Genomic DNA, 19,319 nt, shown 5'->3' with positions numbered 1-19,319 from the left:
CCGGCGCACGGGACACGGTAGGCGCATGAACTCCTTCGTGCTGCCCCATGAGGTGCACGGCGACGGCGCCCACCACGTGTTCGCCGTGCACGGCTGGTTCGCCGACCGGTCCGCCTACGCGGCCGTGCTGCCGGACCTGGACCGCACCGCCTTCACCTATGTGCCGGTCGATCTGCGCGGCTACGGCGAGGCCCGGGAGGTCGCCGGCGCCTTCACGACCGCCGAGGCGGCCGCCGACCTGCTGACGCTGGCCGACCGGCTCGGCTGGGCACGGTTCTCGGTGATCGGGCACTCCATGGGCGGCGCGGTGGCCCAGCGGCTGCTCGCGCTCGCCCCGGACCGGCTGCGCCGGATCGTCGGCGTCTCTCCGGTGCCCGCCTCGGGCATGCCGCTTTCGGGCGAGCAGGGCGCGCTGTTCACGGAGGCGGCGCACAAGGCGGGGAACCGGCGCGCGATCCTCGACTTCACCACCGGGGGCCGCCGGCCCGCCGCCTGGCTGGACCGGATGGTGGCGCGCTCCCTGGAGCGCAGCGACGCCAAGGCGTTCCGGGCGTGGCTGGACTCGTGGGCGGGCGAGGACTTCCACGCCGAGGTGGCGGGCGCGACGGTGCCCGCGCTGGCCGTGGCGGGCGAGCTGGACCCGGCGCTGTCGCCCGCGCTGATGCGGCAGACGTGGCTGTCCTGGTACCCCCACGGCCACCTCGTCGCCCTCTCCGGAGCCGGGCACTACGCGATGGACGAGACGCCACTGGAGCTGATCCGGGTCGTGGAGGACTTCCTGCGCGCGGACGGGACGGACACGGCGGACGGAGCGGACGGGGGCGATCCGGCGTGAGCGGTGCCGAGGCGGGGCGAACGCCCGAGGCCGGGCAAGGGCACGACGCCGGACGGAGGCGCGGGCTTGGCGGAGTGCCCGAGGCGGGAGGGACGCCCGGCCCGGGCGGGACGCCCGAGCCCGGGCAGGCCCGCGAGCCCGGGCAGGCGCACGAGCCCGGGCAGACGCACGGCGCAGGACGCAGGCGCGGGCCGGCCGGGGTGCCCGAGGCGGGGCGGACACCCGACGCGGGGCGGACGCCCGGGCCGGACGGGGCTCCCCGCGCAGGACGCGAATGCGGACCGGACGGCTTGCCCGGCGCGGGCAAGGCGCCGGAGACCGGGCGGGCGTCGGACGCCGGGCGGAGGCCCGAGCCAGGCGCGGTACCCGCCGCAGGACGGACGCCCGAACCAGGTGCGGTACCCGCCGCAGGACGGACGCCCGAACCAGGCGGCGTGCCCGACGCGGGACAGGCGCCCGCCCCCGGTGAGGTGCCGGACGTCTTCGACCCCCGCCGGTACGCCGCCGCCGTGCCCTACGACGACTACCGCCTGCTGCGCGAGCGGCACCCGGTGGTCCGGCAGGAGGAGCCGGAGGTGCTGGGCTGGCCGGCCGGGCCCGGGTTCTGGGCGGTGACCCGGCACGCGGACGTCGTACGGGTCCTGAAGGACTCGGCGACGTACTCGTCGTACCTCGGCGCGACCCAGATCCGGGACCCCGATCCGGAGGACCTGCCGTTCATCCGGCGCATGATGCTCAACCAGGACCCGCCGCAGCACGGCAGACTGCGGCGCCTGGTGAGCCGGGCGTTCACCCCGGGGCGGATCGAACGGTTCGCGCAGGTCGCCCGGGAGCGGGCGCGGACGCTGCTCGCGGGGGCGCTGGAGCGGGCCGCCGAGGGGGACGGCACGGTCGACCTGGTGGCGGCCGTCACCGACGAGTACGCCCTGCTGAACCTGACCGATCTGCTCGGCGTCCCGGAGCACGACCGGCGGCTGCTGCTGCGCTGGACCCACCGGGTGATCGGCTACCAGGACCCGGACGAGGCCGGCCCTTCGGTACGGGACCGGGCGGGCAGGCCGGTGAACCCCCGCTCCCCGGCGATGCTGCGGGACATGTTCGACTACGCGCACCAGCTGACCGCCTACAAACGGCGCTATCCCGCGGACGACATCCTCACCACCCTCAGCCACGACGGCGAACTCACCGAGCCCGAGCTGGAGATGTTCTTCTTCCTGCTCGTCATCGCGGGCAACGACACCGTCCGCAGCGCGGCCCCCGGCGGACTGCTGGCACTGGCCGAGCACCCGCGGGCGTACGACCTGCTGCGCACCGGAAAGGCAGAACCGGCCCCAGCGGTCGAGGAGTTGCTGCGCTGGCATCCTCCCGTGCTGACCTTCCGGCGCACCGCCGTCCAGGACACCGAGCTGGCGGGCCGGCGCATCAGGGCGGGCGACAAGGTCGTGGTCTTCCACGCCTCCGCCAACCGCGACGACCGGGTCTTCGCCGACCCGGACCGGCTCGACCTCGGCCGCTCCCCCAACCCGCACGTCTCCTTCGGCGACGGCCCGCACGTCTGCATGGGCGCGCACTTCGCCCGGCTGCAACTGCGCGTCCTCTACGAGGAGGTGCTGCGCGCCCTGCCCGTCCTGCGTCCCGCCGGACCGCCGGAGCGGCTGGTGTCGAACTTCATCAACGGCATCAAGTCGCTGCCGCTGCGGATCACCTGACCTGGATCAGCGCATGCGTGCCGTCGGTGCGCCAGCGCTGCCCCTCGGCCGCCACCAGCTCCGCCTCGATACCGGCGGACAGACCGGTGATCACCTCGGACTTCAGCATGCGCAGGGCGGCGACGGGTCCCGGGAAGTACGCGGTCGCCGCCGCGAAGGACGTGGTCGGCGGCCACATCCGGTCGCCCACCAGCCGACGGTAGTTGAGGTCGCCCTTGAGCACGGTGAGGGTGGCGGCGGCGAACTCGGCGCGCAGGTCGCCCGGCATCCGCTCGTACGGCAGCGGGGCGCAGGAGAAGGGGTGGGCGCGCACGGCGAGCCGGCCGTCGGCCAGGGCCGACCACAGCTGCCGCCCGTACCCGGCGGCCGCGCCCGGTGCGGCGCGGAGCCGGTCCAGCGCGTCGAGCACATCGGCGGTGGTGGCGTCGGAGACGTAGTACGGGTACGGCTTGACGTGCAGGACCGCCCGCGCGGCCCGGCCCTCGGCGAGCAGGTGGGCGATCAGCAGCAGGTCGGGGACGAGTTCGCGGCCCGCGTTGTCCGCGACCAGGACGAGGGTCGCGTCCGAGCCGGGCGGCAGCAGCGACCACAGCCGCTCGCTGTCGTCGGCGACCAGCGCGGGAGCGGGCGCGCGCTCCTCGGCGCCCTCGGCGGAGAGCCGGAAACCCAGGTCGGCGCGGTTGCCCCAGAGCGAGCCGTGCAACAGGGCGCGTCCGCGCTCCGGTTCCGGCAGGTCCCGCAGCCCGTCGAGGGCGGCGAGTTCCCGGTCGGTCTCCGGAGCGTCCAGCTCGGCGCGTTTCGCGGGGCGGAAGGGGTCGATGCCCTGCCAGGCTCCGGGACCGAAGTAGCCGACGGCCGCCAGCAGTCGGCGGTAGAAGTAGCTTTCGGACCACAGCCAGGGCACGTCGTACCAGGACCGTCCGGTGCAGGTGTCCGCTCCCCAGTCCAGCCAGCGCTCGCGGTCCGGGGCGTCGGCGGGCAGCGGCTCGATGGTGCCTTCGGTGCAGCTCTCCAGCAGTTCGTCCAGCGCCCGCCGCTGCGCGGGGCCGTACGGGAAGGCCTCTCGCACCTGCCGGATGATCGCCGGGTGCCGCTCGGCCAGCACGCCGTGCGGGAAGGAGCCGGGTACGTTGCCGAGGATCACGGGTGCGAACGGGGTGTCGGGCATGTCCGTCACCGTACCGCGCGGTTCAGGCGGTGCGGATCTCCCGCTCCAGCTGCGTGGCGAGGGTGACGTAGCGGGGGCGGCGGTGTACCGGGACCAGGCCGCGGATCATCAGGTGCCACATCTCGGCGACCCGGCGCGGCAGCCGCCCCACCGGTTCGAACCGGCCGGTGACCCGGGTGCCGAAGAAGAAGCAGACGAGCGAGTGGGCGGCGGCCGCGACGTCGAGGTCGCTGTGCACATCGGCCTCGCGGACGGCCCCGCTGAACTTGCGCGCGGCGAACTCCAGCCATTCGGTGTAGGGATGACGCAGGGGCGGCCGTACGGTGACGTCGGCGGTGGCGAGGCGGAGCCCGGCGCGCGGTACCGGGTCGTCCACGGCGAGCCGGGCGACCCCGAAGGTGGTGCGCATCAGGCCCTCCAGGGAGGAGTAGCCGCGCCCCTCGACGTCGGCCACGAGCTGCCGGGCCGCCCGCGCCTCCAGTTCCAGGATGGCGTGCGCCAGGTCCTCCTTGGCGGCGAAGTGGAAGTAGAGAGCGCCCTTGGTGACCTTCGCGTGTGCGACGATGTCGCTGAGGCTGGTGGACTCGTAGCCGTGCTGGTCGAACAGATCCGCGGCGGCGGTGATGATCGTCGACCGGGTCTGTTCGGCGCGTAACTGCCTCGCCATCGTGGGACCCCTCCTCGCGAGACGAACGAACGGGACATGCGGTTTGTTTTAACCCCTTGCATACGATAACTCACCGAATGGCAGCGGGAGTCCGAAGTGCGAGGGCCCGGCACCGGCCCCGAACGGGCACTCGACGATCCCCCGGCGCACCCGTGATCGCCACGATACGAGGCGGACGGCCGGCTCCTCAACGGGGCCTTCGGCGCGGCCCGGATCACGCACAGCACGGCGGCGCCGTCCCGGTGGTGGTGCCCACCGGGACGGCGCCGCCTCGCGCCGCGTTCAGGGCCCGCTGATCAAAGGGCCCTTCGCGCAGGTCAGTTGACGAAGACCTTGGCGCCGCCGTCGGTCACCGGCGCGTACTTGGCCGAGAAGTAGGCCGTGGAGAAGCACAGCGACGTACCGGAGACCTTGGTGAACTGCTGGTTGGTGAAGGTGATGCTGTTGTCGCTGTTGTCCGCCTTCCCGGTCAGGCTCGGGCCCTGGTAGACGCAGGTGACGCTGCCCAGCAGGGTGTTGAGCTTGACCGTGGACTGGATGACGGAGCCGCTGCGGGGCGTGACGGTGAGGGTGCCGTCGGAGGCGACCGTCGCCGCGTAGGGCAGGTTGTCGATGGTGATGCCGCCGACACTGAGCACACCGGTGACGTTGCTGGTGCAGTTGGTCGCGGTGTGCGCGGTGACGGACTCGGTGGCGGTGCCGGGGGCGGTCGGGTTGCCGGTCACCGAGGCGGTGAACTGGGAGCTGCTGCACTTCACGCCGGTGGTGCCGGTGGCGCTGGAGTAGAAGGTGGCGTTGGTGCCACTCGCCAGGGGCGCGGTGAGGGTGTCGCCGACCGCGACGGCGGTGCCGCCGGCGCTGCCCGTGGTCAGGACCGCGCCGGCCGCGGAGGCGGGTCCGGCCGACACGAGGGCGAGAGCGGTGGCGGTGGCCGTACCGGCGAGAGCGACGAGGATTCGCGTACGCATGCGGGTGCCTCTCTGCTGAAGTGGGGTGACGAGGGTTGGGGACGTGGGGGGTGGCGGAACGGTGCAGAGGTGGTGCGCCCTGGCACGGGGGTGGTACGCGTCGTACCCGGGTGGCACGCGTCGTACCAGGGGCGTTTCGTCGTACTCGGTGGCACGCGCAGGCCGGGGCGGCATGCGTCGTGCCGGGGCGGTGCGAGCGGTGCCGGTTGGTGCGCGTGTTGCCGCCGGCGCGGGGCCGTCACGCCTTCTCCTTACGCGACGGACCTGCGACGGCGGCGGGCCGGACACCGGCCGGTACCCGGAGGAATCGGCCGGGCCGGACGATCGGAGGGGTGCCGGTACGGACCCGTGGGGGAGCTGTCCGTGCCGTGCTCGCGCGGAGTGCGAAGGGGTGCTCGTGCGAAACGGATCACCGTGAGGTCGAGCGTGCCACGAGAGGGCCGGGAACGCGGCCGGTGCCCGTGGGGGACACGGCCGCTGCCGCTCGGCGGATCCGGCGCCACGGATCCGGGGAATCTGGGGAAGTTGTAACCCCGCCAACCATTGGCGTCAAGACATACGGCACGTCAACGGCGCCACGAACAAGGTGAGTTGGGTGCGGGATCGGCCCGCACGCACCGTCAACACCCTTTTTTCACATCTCCCTTGACCCCAAAAAGTAACCGGCGGTAACTTCCTCGAAAGGCTACCGCCGCGTAACGAGAAAGCCCTCGCACCCGCCGGGAGTGCGAGGAGGCGTCCGCGGCGGCCGCTGTCCGCGCCAGGACATCGTGCCACTGAAGCCCAACCCGCATTGAATCCATGCCCATGGGAGCAGACATGGCCTCGTCCCCGGACGTCTCGTCCACCGGCAACACCCCTGAGAACCCGGGAAGCGGTTCACCCTCCGAAGCACCGAGCAGCACCGCCGCCCCCACGGGGGAGAGACGGGGCCGCGTCCGGGCCCGTCGCGCCGCGGTGATGGCGGTGCCCGCCACGATCGTCGCCGCCGGCCTCGCGGTGCTCACCGCGCAGGGCGCGCTGGGCGTGCAGTTCGCCATCTCGGGCATGCCGTTCACGGTCACCGCGGACGAACTGAACGGAACCGGCTTCGAGCAGTTCGGCGGCCTGGACAACATGGCCGACGACAGCCCGAACGCCGGTGACACCGGCGGACAGGTGCTGGTCGTCACCTCGGCCATCAAGAAGGCCACGCTGTCCAAGCTCTGCCAGAGCGTCGACCTCGGCGGCACCAACCTGCGGATCACCGCGGGCAACGGCGCCGGCAAGGTCACCGCCTCCGACCTGACCACCGACTCCACCGAGATGTCAGGTGACGCGGCGTTCAACAACATCGAGATCGGCAACGACGCCAGCACGCTGACCGAGGCCAACGCCAAGGGCCCGAAGGGCGTCTTCAGCCAGCAGGCCGACACGGTGCACATCAACCACCTGCGGCAGACCAACTATGCGACGACGGCAGGGGTGTTCAAGCTGCCCGGCCTCAAGCTCAGCTTCAGCGACAAGGCTTGCTGAGCGCCATGGCGGACCGTACGCGCCGGGGCCCGCGGGGCACCTTCCGGGCCTGGCGGGCCCGCCGGCCGTTCTGGGGCGGGCTGCTGCTCGCCCTGGGCGGCGGCGAGATCCTGCTCACCGAGAAGGCGTCGCTGAAGGTCGTGATGCACATCGGCATGCAGGGGCTCGCCGGCTATCTGCTGCCGGGCCTGATGGCACTGCTGGGCCTGCTGCTCCTCTTCAACCCGGCCCAGCGGCTCTTCTACTCCATCACCGGAGTGCTGCTCTCGCTGGGCACCTGGCTCACCTCCAACCTGGGCGGTTTCTTCATCGGCCTGCTGCTCGGTGTCGTCGGCAGCTGCCTCGCCTTCGGGTGGCTCCCGGACCAGGAGCCGCGCACGGGCCGCCGCAAGCGCCGCCGCCGGGCACGGGCCCTCGCCGCGCGGGAGGCCGAGGGAACCACGGCGTGACGCCCCGGAACTTTCCGGCTCCACCGTCAGTTTCTACGGTGTTGTAGAAGTTGCCGGTGGGGTGCCGTGGGGCGCCCGCCGCGGATACGAGGAGCAAGCATGGCCCTGTGGGACCGCATCAAGGAGTCGGCGTCGCAGATGCAGACCCAGTTGGTGGCGAAGAAGAACGACCTGAAGAGCGGTGCGTTCCGGGACGCGAGCATGGCGATGTGCGCGCTCGTCGCCGCGGCCGACGGGACCGTCGACCCCTCGGAGCGCCAGCGCGTCGCCCAGCTGATCGCCACCAACGAGGTGCTGCAGAACTTCCCCGCGGACGACCTGCGGCGCCGCTTCGACGACAACCTGAACAAGCTGGCGGCCGACATCGCCTTCGGCAAGGTGAGCGTGCTCCAGGAGATCGCCAAGGCGAAGAAGAAGCCCGCCGAGGCGCGGGCCGTGGTCCAGATCGGCATCGTCATCGGCGGCGCCGACGGCGACTTCGACAAGACCGAACAGGCCGTGGTCCGCGAGGCCTGCTACACCCTGGACCTGCCGCCGCACGAGTTCGACCTCTGAGCGAAGCGGAAACGGGGGCGCGGCCGGGGTTCCCGGCCGCGCCCCCGTGCGTCGCTCCGGCGTCAGCCGAGTCCCGCCGACTTCAGCCACGCCTTCGCGACGTCCAGCGGGTCCTTGCGCTGGTTCTGCACCTGGGCGTCCAGGTCCAGCAGGGTCGCGGTGTCGAGCTTGGCGGAGACGGCGTTCAGCGCGTCCACGCCCTTCGGGGACACGGCGCTCTTGACGACGAGCGGCTGCACGTTCTGGAAGCCGAAGAGGTTCTCCGGGTCCTTGAGGGGGACGAACTTCTCCTTGGCGATGGTCGGGTCGGTGCTGAAGATGTCGGCGACCTGTACGTCGTTCTTCTTCAGGGCGGTCTGGGTGAGCGTGCCGCCCGCGTCCAGCGCCTTGAAGGACTTGAAGTCGAGGCCGTAGACGGACTTCAGGCCCGCCAGGCCCTGCTGCCGGGTCTGGAACTCCGGCGAGCCGCCGATCACCAGGTCCTTCGCCACGCCCTTCAGGTCCGCGATGGTGGACTGCCCGGTGAGGTGGTACTTCCGGGCGGTGGCGGCGTTGACCGCCAGCGAGTCCTTGTCCTCGGCGGCCGAGGGCTCCAGCAGGGTCAGCTTGGCGTCCAGCTTCGTCTTGATGGCCGCCGTGGTCTCCTCGGCGCTCTTCGGCGTCGCCTTGGGGTCCAGGTAGGCCAGCAGTGCGCCGTTGTACTCGGGCAGCACCGACAGCGAGCCGTTCTTCAGCAGGCCGTAGGTGGTCTCCCGGCTGCCGATGTTCGGCTTGTACGTGACCTTGATCCCCTTGGCCTTGAGGGCTTCGCCGTAGATGTCGGCGAGCAGGGTGCTCTCGGGGAAGTTGTTGGAGCCGACGACCACTTCGCCGCCGCTCGCCTTGCCGCCCGCCAGGGGGTCGGACTTTCCGGAGTGGGAGGAGCAGCCCGCCAGCAGGGCCGTCGCCGCCGCGAGGGCGACCACCGCCGCGCCCCGGTTCCTCCGCATGGACCTGCTGATGTCGGTTGTGGAAGTCACCACCTGATCCAATCCAGCCGCTCGACGCCGAGTCAACCGCGCACCCCCGTCTCGTAATCCATTCTTGATGAAGGCCACGCCACCGACCGCGACCCCGGACCGACGGTCGCCCGCGCGTCCTGCCTTCCCTGTCACGCGCTTCCGCGCACTCCCCGGGACACCGCGAGCCGGGACGCCGCCCAGAAGAGCGCGAGGGTGGCCAGGGCCAGCGCGGCAACGAGGGTGGCGCCGCCCACGACCTTCTCGTAGTCGCGCTGGTACAGGCCGTCGATGATGTAGCGGCCGAGGCCGCCGAGGCTGACGTACGCGGCGATGGTGGCGGTGGAGATGATCTGGATGGCCGCCGTGCGCAGCCCGGAGAGGATCAGCGGCAGGGCCACGGGCACCTCCACCTGGAACAGCACCCGGGCCTCCGACATCCCCATGCCCCGGGCGGCGTCCACCGGCGACGGGTCGACGGAGCGCATCGCCTCGTAGGTGGTGACCAGGATCGGCGGCACGGCCAGCACCACCAGCGGGATCATCACGGGCACCAGCCCGAAGCCGAGCCAGATGAACATCAGCACCAGCAGTCCGAAGCTGGGCAGCGCGCGGCCCGCGGTGGCGATCAGCGCGAGCGCGTTGCCGCCCCGGCCGTAGTGGCCGGTGACCAGGCCCACCGGCAGCGCGATCACGGCGGCGAGCAGCAGGGCCTCCAGCGAGTAGGTGATGTGCTCGACGAGCCGGGTGGGGATGCCGTCGTAGCCGTGCCAGTGGGCGGGGTCGCCGAAGAAGGAGTGCGCGAAGTCGAGTACGTTCACCGGGTGGCGCCCTTCCTCGGCATCCAGGGGGTCAGCAGTCGGCGCAGGAGGACCAGCAGGGCGTCGGCGAGGATGCCCAGCACCGCCGTGGTCAGCACCGAGTTAACGGCCAGGGCGGGCCGGTGGTAGGTGTTGGCGTCGTAGAGCATGTTGCCGAGGGCGCCCTGGTTGCCGATCAGCATGCCGACGCTGACCAGGGAGAGACTGGAGACGACCGCCACCCGCAGGCCCGCGATGATCGCCGGCGCGGCGATGGGGAGCTGGACCTGGAGATAGCGGCGCAGCGGGCCGAAGCCCATCGCCTCGGCGGCGGCCAGGGTCTCCCGCGGCACCGAGCGGACGCCGTCCACGATCCCCGGCACCAGCACCACCAGGCTGTAGACCGCGAGCGGGATCATCACCGTGGTCTCGCTCTGCCCGAAGTAGTCGATGAGGACGACGAAGAAGGCCAGCGAGGGGATCGAGTAGAGCACGGTGGTGAGGCCGAGCACGGGCGGGTAGATCCAGCGGAACCGCGCGCACAGCTGGGCGATGGGCAGCGCGACCAGCAGCCCGGCCAGCACCGGCAGCAGGGCCTCGCGCAGATGCAGGCCGACCAGCCCGAGATAGCTGTGCTGGAGGTCGCTCGGCAGGTCGAAGAAGCCGTTCACCGCGCGGCCTTCACCCCGGCGCCCGCCCGGCCGTGCGCGGCGCGGATCGCCTCCCCGATGACCTGCTGCGAGACGACGCCCACGGCGCGCCCGTCCCCGTCCACCGCGACGGCCCAGCCGGTCGGCGACAGCACCGCCCCGTCGAGCGCGGTGCGCAGCGAGTCGGCGCCGGGCCGGAACGGCCGCCCGTGGTCGAGCAGTCGCTCCCGGTCCAGGGGCCGGTCGGGTTCCGCCCAGCCGAGCGGTCTGCCGTCGGCATCGGTGACCAGGAGGTAGGGGGCGTCGGAGCGGGCCGTCCGCTGCGCGGCGTCCGCGTCCAGCCGGACCAGCGGACCGGTCTGCAACGGCAGTTCGTCGGACGGGAAGAAGGACAGCCGGCGGATGCCCCGGTCGGCGCCGAGGAAGTCCTCCACGAAGGTGTCGGCGGGCTCGCTGAGCAGCTCGGCGGGCGGCGCGAACTGGGCGAGCCGGCCCCCGGTACGCAGCACGGCCACCATGGTGCCCAGCTTGATCGCCTCGTCGATGTCGTGCGTGACGAAGACGATCGTCTTGCCCAGCTCGTCCTGGATGCGCAGCAGTTCGTCCTGGAGTCCCTTGCGGACCACCGGATCGACGGCGGAGAACGGCTCGTCCATCAGCAGCACCGGCGGATCGGCGGCGAGCGCCCGCGCCACGCCGACGCGCTGCTGCTGGCCGCCGGAGAGCTGGTACGGGTACCGCTTGGCCAGCGAGGTGTCCAGCCCGACCCGCTCCATCAGCTCGGCGGCCCGGCCGCGCGCCTTCGGCTTGCTCCAGCCGAGCAGCCGGGGCACGGTGGCGATGTTGTCGAGGATGGTGCGGTGCTGGAAGAGGCCGGCGTTCTGGATGACGTAACCCATCGAGCGGCGCAAGGAGTTGACCGGCTGCTGCCGGATGTCCGCGCCGTCCAGCAGGATGCTGCCCTCGGTGGGCTCCACCATCCGGTTGATCATGCGCAAGGTCGTCGTCTTGCCGCAGCCGGAGGGCCCGACGAGGACGGTGATCGCGCGGTCCGGTATGTCCAACGACAGCCGGTCGACCGCGACCGTGCCGTCCGGGTACCGCTTCGTGACTGCATCTATCCGTATCAAAACGCCGAACACCCTTCGGGTCTGGCAGCTTTCCGCCCGTTCGCGGCCGCGGGCCGGGCAGGCGCGGGCCGTTGCCGGGAGAGTCTAGACGGCCGCCTTCCCCGCACCCCGGCGATCTACGCCGCCCGTTCACCTCCCGGTCACAAGCCCAGGCGGCGGCCGCCCACCCGGCCCGGCGCCGCTACCACCGGGGTCCGACAACCGCCGGGCAGCGCCGACGACTTTCGGTCGGCCCGGTTCGGGTGCGCCCGCGCCGGGCGCCCGGGGCGCGGTGCGCGAGCACGCCCGCACACCCCGACGGCCTGCGCGATCCCTCCGTACCCGGTTTGACCGGATCTCACCGCCCCGTCGCGCCGCCCGCCCGATGCTCCGCGGGACGGACTGCCGACTCACCGGCACCGGCCGTCCGTGCAGGCCCAGGCCAAGGGGGGAACCGTGCCCATCACCGCGCCCGAAGCGTCGCGGGAGCCGGAGTACGAGTTCGACCTGGGTGCCTCCGAGCACCGCGCGGCGACGGCGCACGCCGCCACCACGCGCTACCGCGCCCTGCTCGTCACGTCCGCCCTGGACCCCGCGGCCCGCAGGCTGTTCGAGCTGCCCGATCCGGTCTCGCCCCGGGGCGCGGAGCGCTTCCGCGCCGTCGGCCACGGGCTGCGCCTGCGCTGCGCCCCCCGCTGGTGACCCGGCGGCCTCACTCGCCGGCGGGTTCGAGCCGCAGGGAGATCGAGTTGATGCAGTACCGCTGGTCGGTCGGGGTGGGGTAGCCCTCCCCCTCGAAGACGTGCCCGAGGTGCGAGCCGCAGCGGGCGCAGCGGACCTCGGTGCGCACCATGCCGAGGGAGCGGTCCTCCACCAGCTCCACGGCGTCGGTGTCCTTCGGGTCGTAGAAGGACGGCCAGCCGCAGTGGGAGGCGAACTTCGTCTCCGAGGTGAACAGCTCGGCGCCGCAGGCGCGGCAGGAGTAGACGCCCTTGGTGGTGGTGTCCGTGTACTCACCGGTGAACGCCGGTTCGGTGGCGGCCCGGCGCAGTACCGCGTACTCGTTCGGGCTCAGCTCCGCGCGCCACTGTTCGTCCGGCTTCTCGACGTCGTACGACATGAGCCTCAGCCCCTTAACTCTGCGACAGGCGGTCCAGGATCAGCGGGCCCAGGTCCGTCACATCACCCGCGCCCATGGTGAGAACGAGATCACCGGGCTTCGCCATTCCCGCGATCACGGCCGGGATCTCCGCCTTGTCGTGCACCGCGGTGACCTCGGCGCCCGCGGCCCGCGCGGCCTCGATGATCAGCTCGCTGGTGACGCCCGGGATCGGGTCCTCGCGGGCCGGGTAGATGTCCAGGACCACCGAGGCGTCGGCGAGTGCCAGGGCCTGCCCCATCTCCTTGCCCAGTTCCTGGGTGCGGGAGAAGAGGTGCGGCTGGAAGACGACGAGGATGCGGGCGTCGCCGGCGGCGGCCCGCATGGCCTCCAGGTCCGCGGTCATCTCGGTGGGGTGGTGGGCGTAGGAGTCGATCACCTGGACCCCGGCGGCCTCGCCCTTGAGCTGGAGGCGCCGCTTGACGCCGGTGTAGGCGGCGAGCGCGGGCGCCAGCTCGGCGGCCGGGATGCCGAGCGCGGCCCCGGCGGCGAGGGCGGCGACGGCGTTGAGGGCGTAGTGCCGCCCGGGCACGGAGACCGTGAAGGTCAGCTCCTCGCCGTCCAGCACCACGGTGACCTGGCTCTTCAGCCCCTGCGGCACGATGGCGGTGACCCGGACGGCGGCGTCCTCGGCCTCGCCGTACGTCACCGTCCTGACGGTTTCGGCGAGCCGCCGGGTCAGCTCGCGGGCGCCCTCGTGGTCGGCGGAGATCACCAGGGTGCCGCCGGGCACGATCTTGCCGGCGAAGGTCTCGAAGGACTCGTAGATCTCGTCCATCGAGGCGTAGTTGGCGTGGTGGTCCAGCTCGACGTTGAGGACGATGGCGACCTCGGGCGCGTACGTGTGGAAGCTGCGGTCCGATTCGTCCGCCTCGGCGACGAAGATGTCGCCGTCGCCGTGCAGCGCGTTGGAGCCGGGGGCGTCCAGGTCGCCGCCGATGGCGTACGACGGCTTCAGGCCCAGCTCGCCGAGCGAGACCGCCAGCATGGAGGTGGTGGTGGTCTTGCCGTGGGTGCCGGCGACGGCGATCGGGCGCAGCCCGGCCATCAGCGCGGCCAGCGCGTCCGACCGGTGCACGACCGGGATGCCCAGCTCGGCGGCGCGGGCCAGCTCCGGGTTGTCCTGGCGGATGGCCGACGAGACGACGACGCAGCTGGCGTCGTCGGCGAGGTGCTCGGCGGCGTGCCCGATGTGCACGGTGGCCCCGAGTGCCCGCAGCGCCTCGGCGGTCGCCGAGTCCTTGGCGTCGCTGCCGGCCACCTTCGCCCCGCGCTGCGCGAGGATCTTGGCGATCCCCGACATCCCGGCGCCGCCGATGCCGATGAAGTGCGGTCGGTCCATGGCGGTAGGAAGGCCGGGTGCCATGCGTTTCTCCCCAGAGACGGTGCGAGCTTGAGCGGCCCTAGCCTATGCGCTGGAGCACCGGGCTCGGCGCAAGGAGGGCCGGTCGGTCCGGCCGCGGGGGCTCTACGCCTTGCTGTGCGAGAACAGCTTGAGCACGGGCACGCCGACCCGGTGGCGCGCCCGTGAGGCCCAGTCCCGGTGGAAGAACTCCTCCACGTAGTGCGGATCGGTGAGCACGATCACCTCGTCCGCCCCCACCTCCGCGACCATCGACTTCAGCGCGTCCAGCGGGTGGTCCTCGACCAGCCGGCCGTCCGCCGTGCTGCCGGACGCCCGCAGGGCGGTCACGGACACGTCGAGGGCCTGCCGCCCGACGCTGCGCGCGTCCTCGCCCTCCGGCGTCTCGTGTTCCCGCACCGCCTCGTCGAGCTCCCCGAGCGCGATGTCGTCGATGGCCCGCAGCAGGCGGTCCGCCTGGTCGCCGCGCGGCTGGAGGAGCACGTGGAAGGTGACGGGCTCGTCACCGTGCAACGTGGTGACGAACTCGACGTCGGCCGACGTCATGGCCTTCTCGATCATCAGAACGCTTGTGAACACCTGACGCCTCTTCTCCTCCGTGGGCCCGGGCGAGGCCCCTGCGGAAACCATCCTTCCCCGTGTTCGCACGGGTACTGCCGGTCTAAGTGTGCCCGGCGAAGACTAAACGGAACGGAAGATTCCGACGATGTCAGGGCCGGCGGTAGCGGCCGAACAGAAATCCGTCCTCCTCCAGCAGGGACACGAGGTCGAACCGCCGCGGCACGGGGACGGAGGGCCCGCCGGCGATCCGCTGGGCGTCCCCCGCGGTGAGCGTCGGCGAGAGGGTCAGGCACAGCTCGTCCAGCACCTCGGCGGCGATCAGCTGGCCGAGCAGCCGGGGGCCGCCCTCGGTGAGCAGCCGGGTGTGGCCGAGGGCCGCGAGGGCGCCCACCGCGCGGGCCGGGTCGACGCCCATGCCGTCGCCGGCGACGATCACCCGGGCGCCCGCCTTCTCCGCGGCGGCGACCCGCTCGGGCGCGGCCGCGGCCCCGGTCAGGACCAGGGTGGGCACGAGGGGCGAGGTGAACAGCGGGAGCGAGAAGTCCAGGTCCAGGCTCGCGGTGACGACCGCGATCGCGGGGGCGGGGGCCTGTCCGGCGGCCTCGCGGGCCGCGGCGAAGTCCGCCCGGGCGCGGGCCGGCCGGTACCCCTCCTGCCGTACCGTTTCCGCACCGACGACGATCACATCCGCGAGCGCCCGCAGGGTGCCGAAGATCCGCATGTCGGCGGCGCTGGAGATGGGCTGGGAGTGCCCCTCGTGCTGGGCGGCGCCGTCGAGCGAGGAGACCATGTTGCCGCGCAGCCAGGGCCGGGGCGCGTGCGCGGCGGGGTCCCGGGTCTCCGGGTAGGCGTAGGCGGCGGCCAGCTCCGCGAGGCTCCACTCGCGGTCGGCGGCCGGCGCGGCGGAGGCCTGGGCTGGTGTTTCGTCGGTCACAGGGAACAGGCGTCGCATGTCGTGCAGTGTGACACGGCGCTTAGCATGGGTAACCGTGTCGTCCTCCACCACCGCCCCCGGATCCAGCGCCCTGACCGAAGCGGGCCCCCTCTCCCTGTGCGAGCGCGAGCCGCACGTCCCCGCGGACCGGCTGGTCGCCGAGATGGTGCCGCCGCCGCGCTTCGACTCGGTCCGCTTCTCGACGTACATCCCGGACCCGAACCAGCCCAGCCAGAGCGAGGCGGTCACGGTCCTGGAGGGCTTCGCGGCCGGGCTCGGCGGGGCGCACGCCTCCGGCGCCGGCCGGCGCGGCTTCCTCGGCTTCGGCCGGGCCAGGGCACCGAAGACCCCGGCGGGCCCGCGCGGGGTGTACCTGGACGGCGGCTACGGCGTCGGCAAGACCCATCTGCTCGCCTCCCTGTGGCACGCCACCCCCGCCGAGCCCTCCCGCAAGGCGTTCGGCACCTTCGTGGAGCTGACCAACCTGGTGGGCGCCCTCGGCTTCCAGCAGACCGTGCGCACGCTCAGCGACCACCGGCTGCTGTGCATCGACGAGTTCGAGCTGGACGACCCGGGCGACACGGTGCTCGTCTCCACGCTGCTCGGCAAGCTGGTCGAGGCGGGCGTGGCACTGGCCGCCACCTCCAACACGCTGCCCGGCAAGCTGGGCGAGGGCCGGTTCGCCGCCGCCGACTTCCTGCGCGAGATCCAGGGCCTGTCCGCCCACTTCCGCACCCTGCGCATCGACGGCGAGGACTACCGCCACCGCGGTCTGCCCGAGGCGCCGGCGCCGTTCACCGACGAGCAGGTGACCCGGGCGGCGTACGCCACCGAGGGCGCCTCCCTGGACGACTTCCCGCGGCTGCTGGAGCACCTGGCGAAGGTGCACCCGAGCCGGTACGGCGCGCTGACCGACGGGCTCGGGGCGGTCTGCCTCACCGATGTGCGGCCGGTGCCGGACCAGTCGACGGCGCTGCGTCTGGTGGTGCTCGCGGACCGGCTCTACGACCGCGAGGTCCCCGTGCTGGCGTCCGGGCTGCCGTTCGACCGGCTGTTCAGCGAGGAGATGCTGAACGGCGGCTACCGCAAGAAGTACTTCCGGGCGATATCCCGGCTCACGGCCCTCGCCCGGGACGCGAAGGGACTCGTCGCCCCCTGAGCGGAGAACCCCGGGTCATTACTGCCTCTCGTACTCCCATGGGGTGAATTGCCGCCCATGGGGGGCTTTACCACGCTAATGTCTTTCTTGACCTTTCATTGACCAGTGATTGGCCTGCACGAGAGGCGTGGACCCTGATGCAGCCCCTCATCGACAACGCCCGCGCCTTCGGACAGCGCCCCGAGGAGTTCGCCCGGCTCGCCGCGGGCCAGTCCCCCCAGGTCCTGTTCATCACCTGCTCCGACTCCCGGGTCGTCCCGGCCCTGATCACCGGCGCCCGCCCCGGCCAGCTGTTCGAGCTGCGCACGGCGGGCAACATCGTCCCGCCGCACACCTCCGCGCATCCCACCAGCGAGGCGGCCACCATCGAGTACGCCGTGGAGGTGCTCGGCGTCCGCGACATCGTGGTCTGCGGCCACTCGCACTGCGGCGCCGTCGGCGCGCTGGTGCGCGGCGATGACCTGACCGCCGTACCGGCCGTGCGCGACTGGCTGGCGCACGCGGCCCCGCGCCCGTCCGGCGCGCCCGAGGACCCGGAGGTCGCCGAGGCGGTGCAGTGCCATGTGCTGACCCAGTTGCTGCGGCTGCGCTCCTACCCGTGCGTCGAGCGCGGGCTGGCGCGCGGCGGGCTCGCACTGCACGGCTGGTACTACGAGGTGCACACCGGCGCGGTACGGGCCCACCGGGCGCGAACCGACTCCTTCGAGCCCCTCTGAGAGTCGCAAAAGTGGCATATCGTTGCATGGACAGATGAAACAGACCTCTGTGCGAGGGGGTCATCATGGCCCAGGAGCTGGTGGGGGCGATCGTCGGGCTGATCTGCGTCGCCCTCGTGTACATGGGGATGGCGGCGCGGGTCGTCAAACAGTACGAGCGAGGGGTGCTCTTCCGGCTCGGCCGGGTGATCGGTGACGTGCGGCCACCGGGCCTGACGCTGATCGTGCCCTTCGTGGACCGGCTGCAGAAGGTCAACATGCAGATCGTCACGCTGCCGATCCCCGCCCAGGAGGGCATCACCCGCGACAACGTCACCGTCCGTGTGGACGCGGTCGTCTACTTCCGGGTGGTCGACGCGACGAGCGCGGTGGTGAAGGTCGAGGACTACAAGTTCGCCGTCTCCCAGATGGCCCAGACCTCGCTGCGGTCGATCATCGGCAAGAGCGATCTGGACGACCTGCTCTCCAACCGCGAGAAACTCAACCAGGGCCTGGAGCTGATGATCGACAGCCCGGCCGTGGGCTGGGGCATCCAGGTGGACCGGGTCGAGATCAAGGACGTCTCGCTGCCCGACACGATGAAGCGGTCCATGGCCCGCCAGGCCGAGGCGGACCGGGAGCGCCGGGCCCGGATCATCAACGCCGACGCCGAGTTCCAGGCGTCCAAGAAGCTCGCCGAGGCGGCCCAGCAGATGGCGGGCACCCCGGCCGCGCTCCAACTGCGCCTGCTCCAGACGGTGATGGCGGTGTCGGCCGAGAAGAACTCCACCCTCGTCCTGCCGATCCCGGTGGAACTGCTGCACTTCCTGGAGCGCGGCAACCGGGAGCCCGCGCCGAACGGGGAGTCCGGAGCCCGCCCGGACCCGGCCCGGGCCGCACCGGCCGTCCCCGAGCGCGCTCCCCGGGAGAACGCGGCCGACGGCGAGGAGGCGCCCCTCCCGGACCTGCGGCTCGACCCGCCGACCGGCGGCCCGGACCTGGAGCTGGGCCCGTGGAGCGCCATACCGCACGCCGAACCGGACAGGAGTCCCGACCAGTAGCCTGCCTGGATGTCACCTTCCCTGACGTCAGACACACGGGTGAGCGGGGAGCATGTGCGCGAGGCCGTCGCCCACTGCACCGAGACGCTGTCCGGGGTTCCCGCCGACCGGTGGGGTGTACCCGCCGGCGATGTGGAGTGGACCTGCTGGGAGACCCTGGAACACCTCGCCGACGACCTGCTCACCTACGCGTTGCGCTTCGGGCTCGCCGACCCGATGGGCGTCCCGCGGGTGCCGTTGCGCCTGTCCCGTGACCGCCCCGAGGGGCCGGAGAACGTCGTCTTCGGTGACCCGGCGGCGGGGCCCGACGGGCTGCTGACGGTGGTCGAGGCGTGCGGCGGGCTGCTCGCGGCGGCCGTGGACGGCGCCGACCCGGCCACTTTGGCCCCGCACGTCTTCGGCGCTTCCGACCCGGAGGGGTTCGCCGCCATGGGCGTCGTCGAGACCCTCGTCCACACGTACGACATCGCCCGGGGAGTCCGGCGCGACGGGACCCCGCCGGAGGACCTGAGCCGCCGAGCCCTGGTCCGGCTCTTCCCGGACGTGCCCGTCGCCGGCAGCGCCTCGGCCACCCTGCTGTGGGCGACCGGCCGCACCGACACCCCCGAACGGCCCCGCCGAACGGACTGGCGCTGGTACGGCGCTCCCCGAGGGGCCCGGTGACCGATCGAAGGGGCGCGGGGGCCTTCCCGGACGAGCTTCCTCCGGCTCGCCGGTCCCGCCGCCCGCGTACACGGCCGGTGGTGAACTAGCGTGCCGGGCATGCGCAAGGAAGTGGCGATCATGGCGGCCGTACTGGCGGCCGCCGTCGCAGGTGTGGCGGCGCGGACTCGCTGGCCGTGGTGATGCGGGATCTCGACACCCCGCACGGCGCCTTCGCCCACTGGCTGGTGTGGGACATCCGCGCGGGCACCCGCCGGCTGTCCGCCGGAGAGCGCCCGCCTGGTGCGAAGGAGGGCCGCAA

Annotated in this window: 21 protein-coding genes and 1 pseudogene; 11 read left to right on the top strand and 11 right to left on the bottom strand. The window is 72.5% G+C overall.

Annotation, left to right across the window (positions count from 1 at the left end; all coding sequences use genetic code 11):
- Positions 1-25 precede the first annotated feature (25 nt).
- Positions 26-835, top strand: a complete 810-nt coding sequence (locus FRZ03_RS16985; protein WP_146466001.1) for an alpha/beta fold hydrolase — start codon at positions 26-28, stop codon at positions 833-835.
- A gap of 434 nt (positions 836-1,269) precedes the next feature.
- Positions 1,270-2,544, top strand: coding sequence for a cytochrome P450 (locus FRZ03_RS16980; RefSeq protein ID WP_146466000.1), 1,275 nt, complete (start codon positions 1,270-1,272; stop codon positions 2,542-2,544).
- On the opposite strand, the gene FRZ03_RS16975 is transcribed toward FRZ03_RS16980, so the two are convergent.
- From FRZ03_RS16975 to FRZ03_RS16965, 3 genes are all read right to left on the bottom strand, one after another.
- Positions 2,537-3,712 (bottom strand): damage-control phosphatase ARMT1 family protein, encoded by a 1,176-nt coding sequence (locus FRZ03_RS16975; RefSeq protein WP_146465999.1) that lies wholly within the window; start codon positions 3,710-3,712, stop codon positions 2,537-2,539. The two genes, FRZ03_RS16980 and FRZ03_RS16975, sit on opposite strands and share 8 nt — an antisense overlap.
- 22 nt (positions 3,713-3,734) lie before the next feature.
- Positions 3,735-4,379, bottom strand: a complete 645-nt coding sequence (locus FRZ03_RS16970; protein ID WP_146465998.1) for a ScbR family autoregulator-binding transcription factor — start codon at positions 4,377-4,379, stop codon at positions 3,735-3,737.
- Positions 4,380-4,696: 317 nt separating this feature from the next.
- Positions 4,697-5,347, bottom strand: a complete 651-nt coding sequence (locus tag FRZ03_RS16965; RefSeq protein WP_146465997.1) for a Tat pathway signal sequence domain protein — start codon at positions 5,345-5,347, stop codon at positions 4,697-4,699.
- A gap of 819 nt (positions 5,348-6,166) precedes the next feature.
- Here FRZ03_RS16965 and FRZ03_RS16960 point away from each other — a divergent pair.
- The 3 genes from FRZ03_RS16960 to FRZ03_RS16950 all read left to right on the top strand — a co-directional run bounded on the left by FRZ03_RS16960 (position 6,167) and on the right by FRZ03_RS16950 (position 7,866).
- Positions 6,167-6,862 (top strand): DUF6230 family protein, encoded by a 696-nt coding sequence (locus FRZ03_RS16960; RefSeq protein WP_146466016.1) that lies wholly within the window; start codon positions 6,167-6,169, stop codon positions 6,860-6,862.
- A 5-nt stretch (positions 6,863-6,867) separates the two neighbouring features.
- Positions 6,868-7,311, top strand: coding sequence for a DUF6114 domain-containing protein (locus tag FRZ03_RS16955; RefSeq protein ID WP_186785462.1), 444 nt, complete (start codon positions 6,868-6,870; stop codon positions 7,309-7,311).
- 99 nt (positions 7,312-7,410) lie between these two features.
- Positions 7,411-7,866 (top strand): tellurite resistance TerB family protein, encoded by a 456-nt coding sequence (locus FRZ03_RS16950; protein ID WP_146465995.1) that lies wholly within the window; start codon positions 7,411-7,413, stop codon positions 7,864-7,866.
- Positions 7,867-7,928: 62 nt separating this feature from the next.
- Here the strand turns inward: FRZ03_RS16950 and FRZ03_RS16945 are convergent, their stop codons facing one another.
- From FRZ03_RS16945 to FRZ03_RS16930, 4 genes are all read right to left on the bottom strand, one after another.
- Complete coding sequence (locus tag FRZ03_RS16945; protein WP_186785464.1) at positions 7,929-8,855, bottom strand: ABC transporter substrate-binding protein; 927 nt, start codon at positions 8,853-8,855, stop codon at positions 7,929-7,931.
- A gap of 161 nt (positions 8,856-9,016) precedes the next feature.
- Positions 9,017-9,685 (bottom strand): ABC transporter permease, encoded by a 669-nt coding sequence (locus FRZ03_RS16940; protein ID WP_146465993.1) that lies wholly within the window; start codon positions 9,683-9,685, stop codon positions 9,017-9,019.
- Positions 9,682-10,335, bottom strand: coding sequence for an ABC transporter permease (locus FRZ03_RS16935; RefSeq protein ID WP_146465992.1), 654 nt, complete (start codon positions 10,333-10,335; stop codon positions 9,682-9,684). The genes FRZ03_RS16940 and FRZ03_RS16935 overlap by 4 nt, the downstream gene beginning before the upstream one ends.
- The gene (locus tag FRZ03_RS16930) at positions 10,332-11,444 is read right to left on the bottom strand and encodes an ABC transporter ATP-binding protein (protein ID WP_186785461.1); all 1,113 of its coding nucleotides are present in this window, start codon (positions 11,442-11,444) and stop codon (positions 10,332-10,334) included. The genes FRZ03_RS16935 and FRZ03_RS16930 overlap by 4 nt, the downstream gene beginning before the upstream one ends.
- Before the next feature lie 435 nt (positions 11,445-11,879).
- Here FRZ03_RS16930 and FRZ03_RS16925 point away from each other — a divergent pair, with 435 nt between their 5' ends.
- Complete coding sequence (locus tag FRZ03_RS16925; RefSeq protein WP_146465991.1) at positions 11,880-12,125, top strand: hypothetical protein; 246 nt, start codon at positions 11,880-11,882, stop codon at positions 12,123-12,125.
- Between the two features lie 10 nt (positions 12,126-12,135).
- Here FRZ03_RS16925 and msrB read toward each other — a convergent pair whose 3' ends face one another.
- From msrB to FRZ03_RS16905, 4 genes are all read right to left on the bottom strand, one after another.
- A complete protein-coding gene (gene msrB, locus FRZ03_RS16920; RefSeq protein WP_070025520.1) occupies positions 12,136-12,543 on the bottom strand; it encodes a peptide-methionine (R)-S-oxide reductase MsrB in 408 nt (135 codons plus the stop codon).
- Positions 12,544-12,556: 13 nt separating this feature from the next.
- Entirely contained in the window at positions 12,557-13,948 is a 1,392-nt protein-coding gene (gene murC / locus FRZ03_RS16915; RefSeq protein WP_146465990.1) for a UDP-N-acetylmuramate--L-alanine ligase, read from the bottom strand.
- 102 nt (positions 13,949-14,050) lie between these two features.
- Positions 14,051-14,524 carry an indole-3-glycerol phosphate synthase gene (locus FRZ03_RS16910; RefSeq protein ID WP_186785460.1) on the bottom strand — a complete coding sequence of 158 codons (474 nt, stop codon included), beginning with the start codon at positions 14,522-14,524 and terminating at the stop codon, positions 14,051-14,053.
- Positions 14,525-14,654: 130 nt separating this feature from the next.
- Positions 14,655-15,458 carry a pyrimidine reductase family protein gene (locus FRZ03_RS16905; protein ID WP_146465989.1) on the bottom strand — a complete coding sequence of 268 codons (804 nt, stop codon included), beginning with the start codon at positions 15,456-15,458 and terminating at the stop codon, positions 14,655-14,657.
- Positions 15,459-15,495: 37 nt separating this feature from the next.
- On the opposite strand from FRZ03_RS16905, the gene zapE reads away from it, so the two are divergent.
- From zapE to FRZ03_RS41215, 5 genes and pseudogenes are all read left to right on the top strand, one after another.
- On the top strand, positions 15,496-16,599 hold the full coding sequence (zapE, locus tag FRZ03_RS16900) for a cell division protein ZapE (protein WP_146465988.1): 1,104 nt from the start codon (positions 15,496-15,498) through the stop codon (positions 16,597-16,599).
- Positions 16,600-16,736: 137 nt separating this feature from the next.
- The gene (locus FRZ03_RS16895; protein WP_146465987.1) at positions 16,737-17,315 is read left to right on the top strand and encodes a carbonic anhydrase; all 579 of its coding nucleotides are present in this window, start codon (positions 16,737-16,739) and stop codon (positions 17,313-17,315) included.
- A 65-nt stretch (positions 17,316-17,380) separates the two neighbouring features.
- Complete coding sequence (locus FRZ03_RS16890; protein ID WP_261399184.1) at positions 17,381-18,355, top strand: slipin family protein; 975 nt, start codon at positions 17,381-17,383, stop codon at positions 18,353-18,355.
- A gap of 9 nt (positions 18,356-18,364) precedes the next feature.
- Positions 18,365-19,018 (top strand): maleylpyruvate isomerase N-terminal domain-containing protein, encoded by a 654-nt coding sequence (locus FRZ03_RS16885; protein ID WP_146465986.1) that lies wholly within the window; start codon positions 18,365-18,367, stop codon positions 19,016-19,018.
- A 170-nt stretch (positions 19,019-19,188) separates the two neighbouring features.
- Positions 19,189-19,319, top strand: a pseudogene (locus FRZ03_RS41215) (YbhB/YbcL family Raf kinase inhibitor-like protein); the annotation flags it as partial.

Origin of the sequence: Streptomyces misionensis (assembly GCF_007896895.1) — a bacterium.
GTDB classification, from domain to species: Bacteria; Actinomycetota; Actinomycetes; order Streptomycetales; family Streptomycetaceae; genus Streptomyces; species Streptomyces misionensis_A.
The sequence above is the reverse complement of the archived record's forward strand: the minus strand, read 5'-3'. Positions and strand labels throughout refer to the sequence as shown.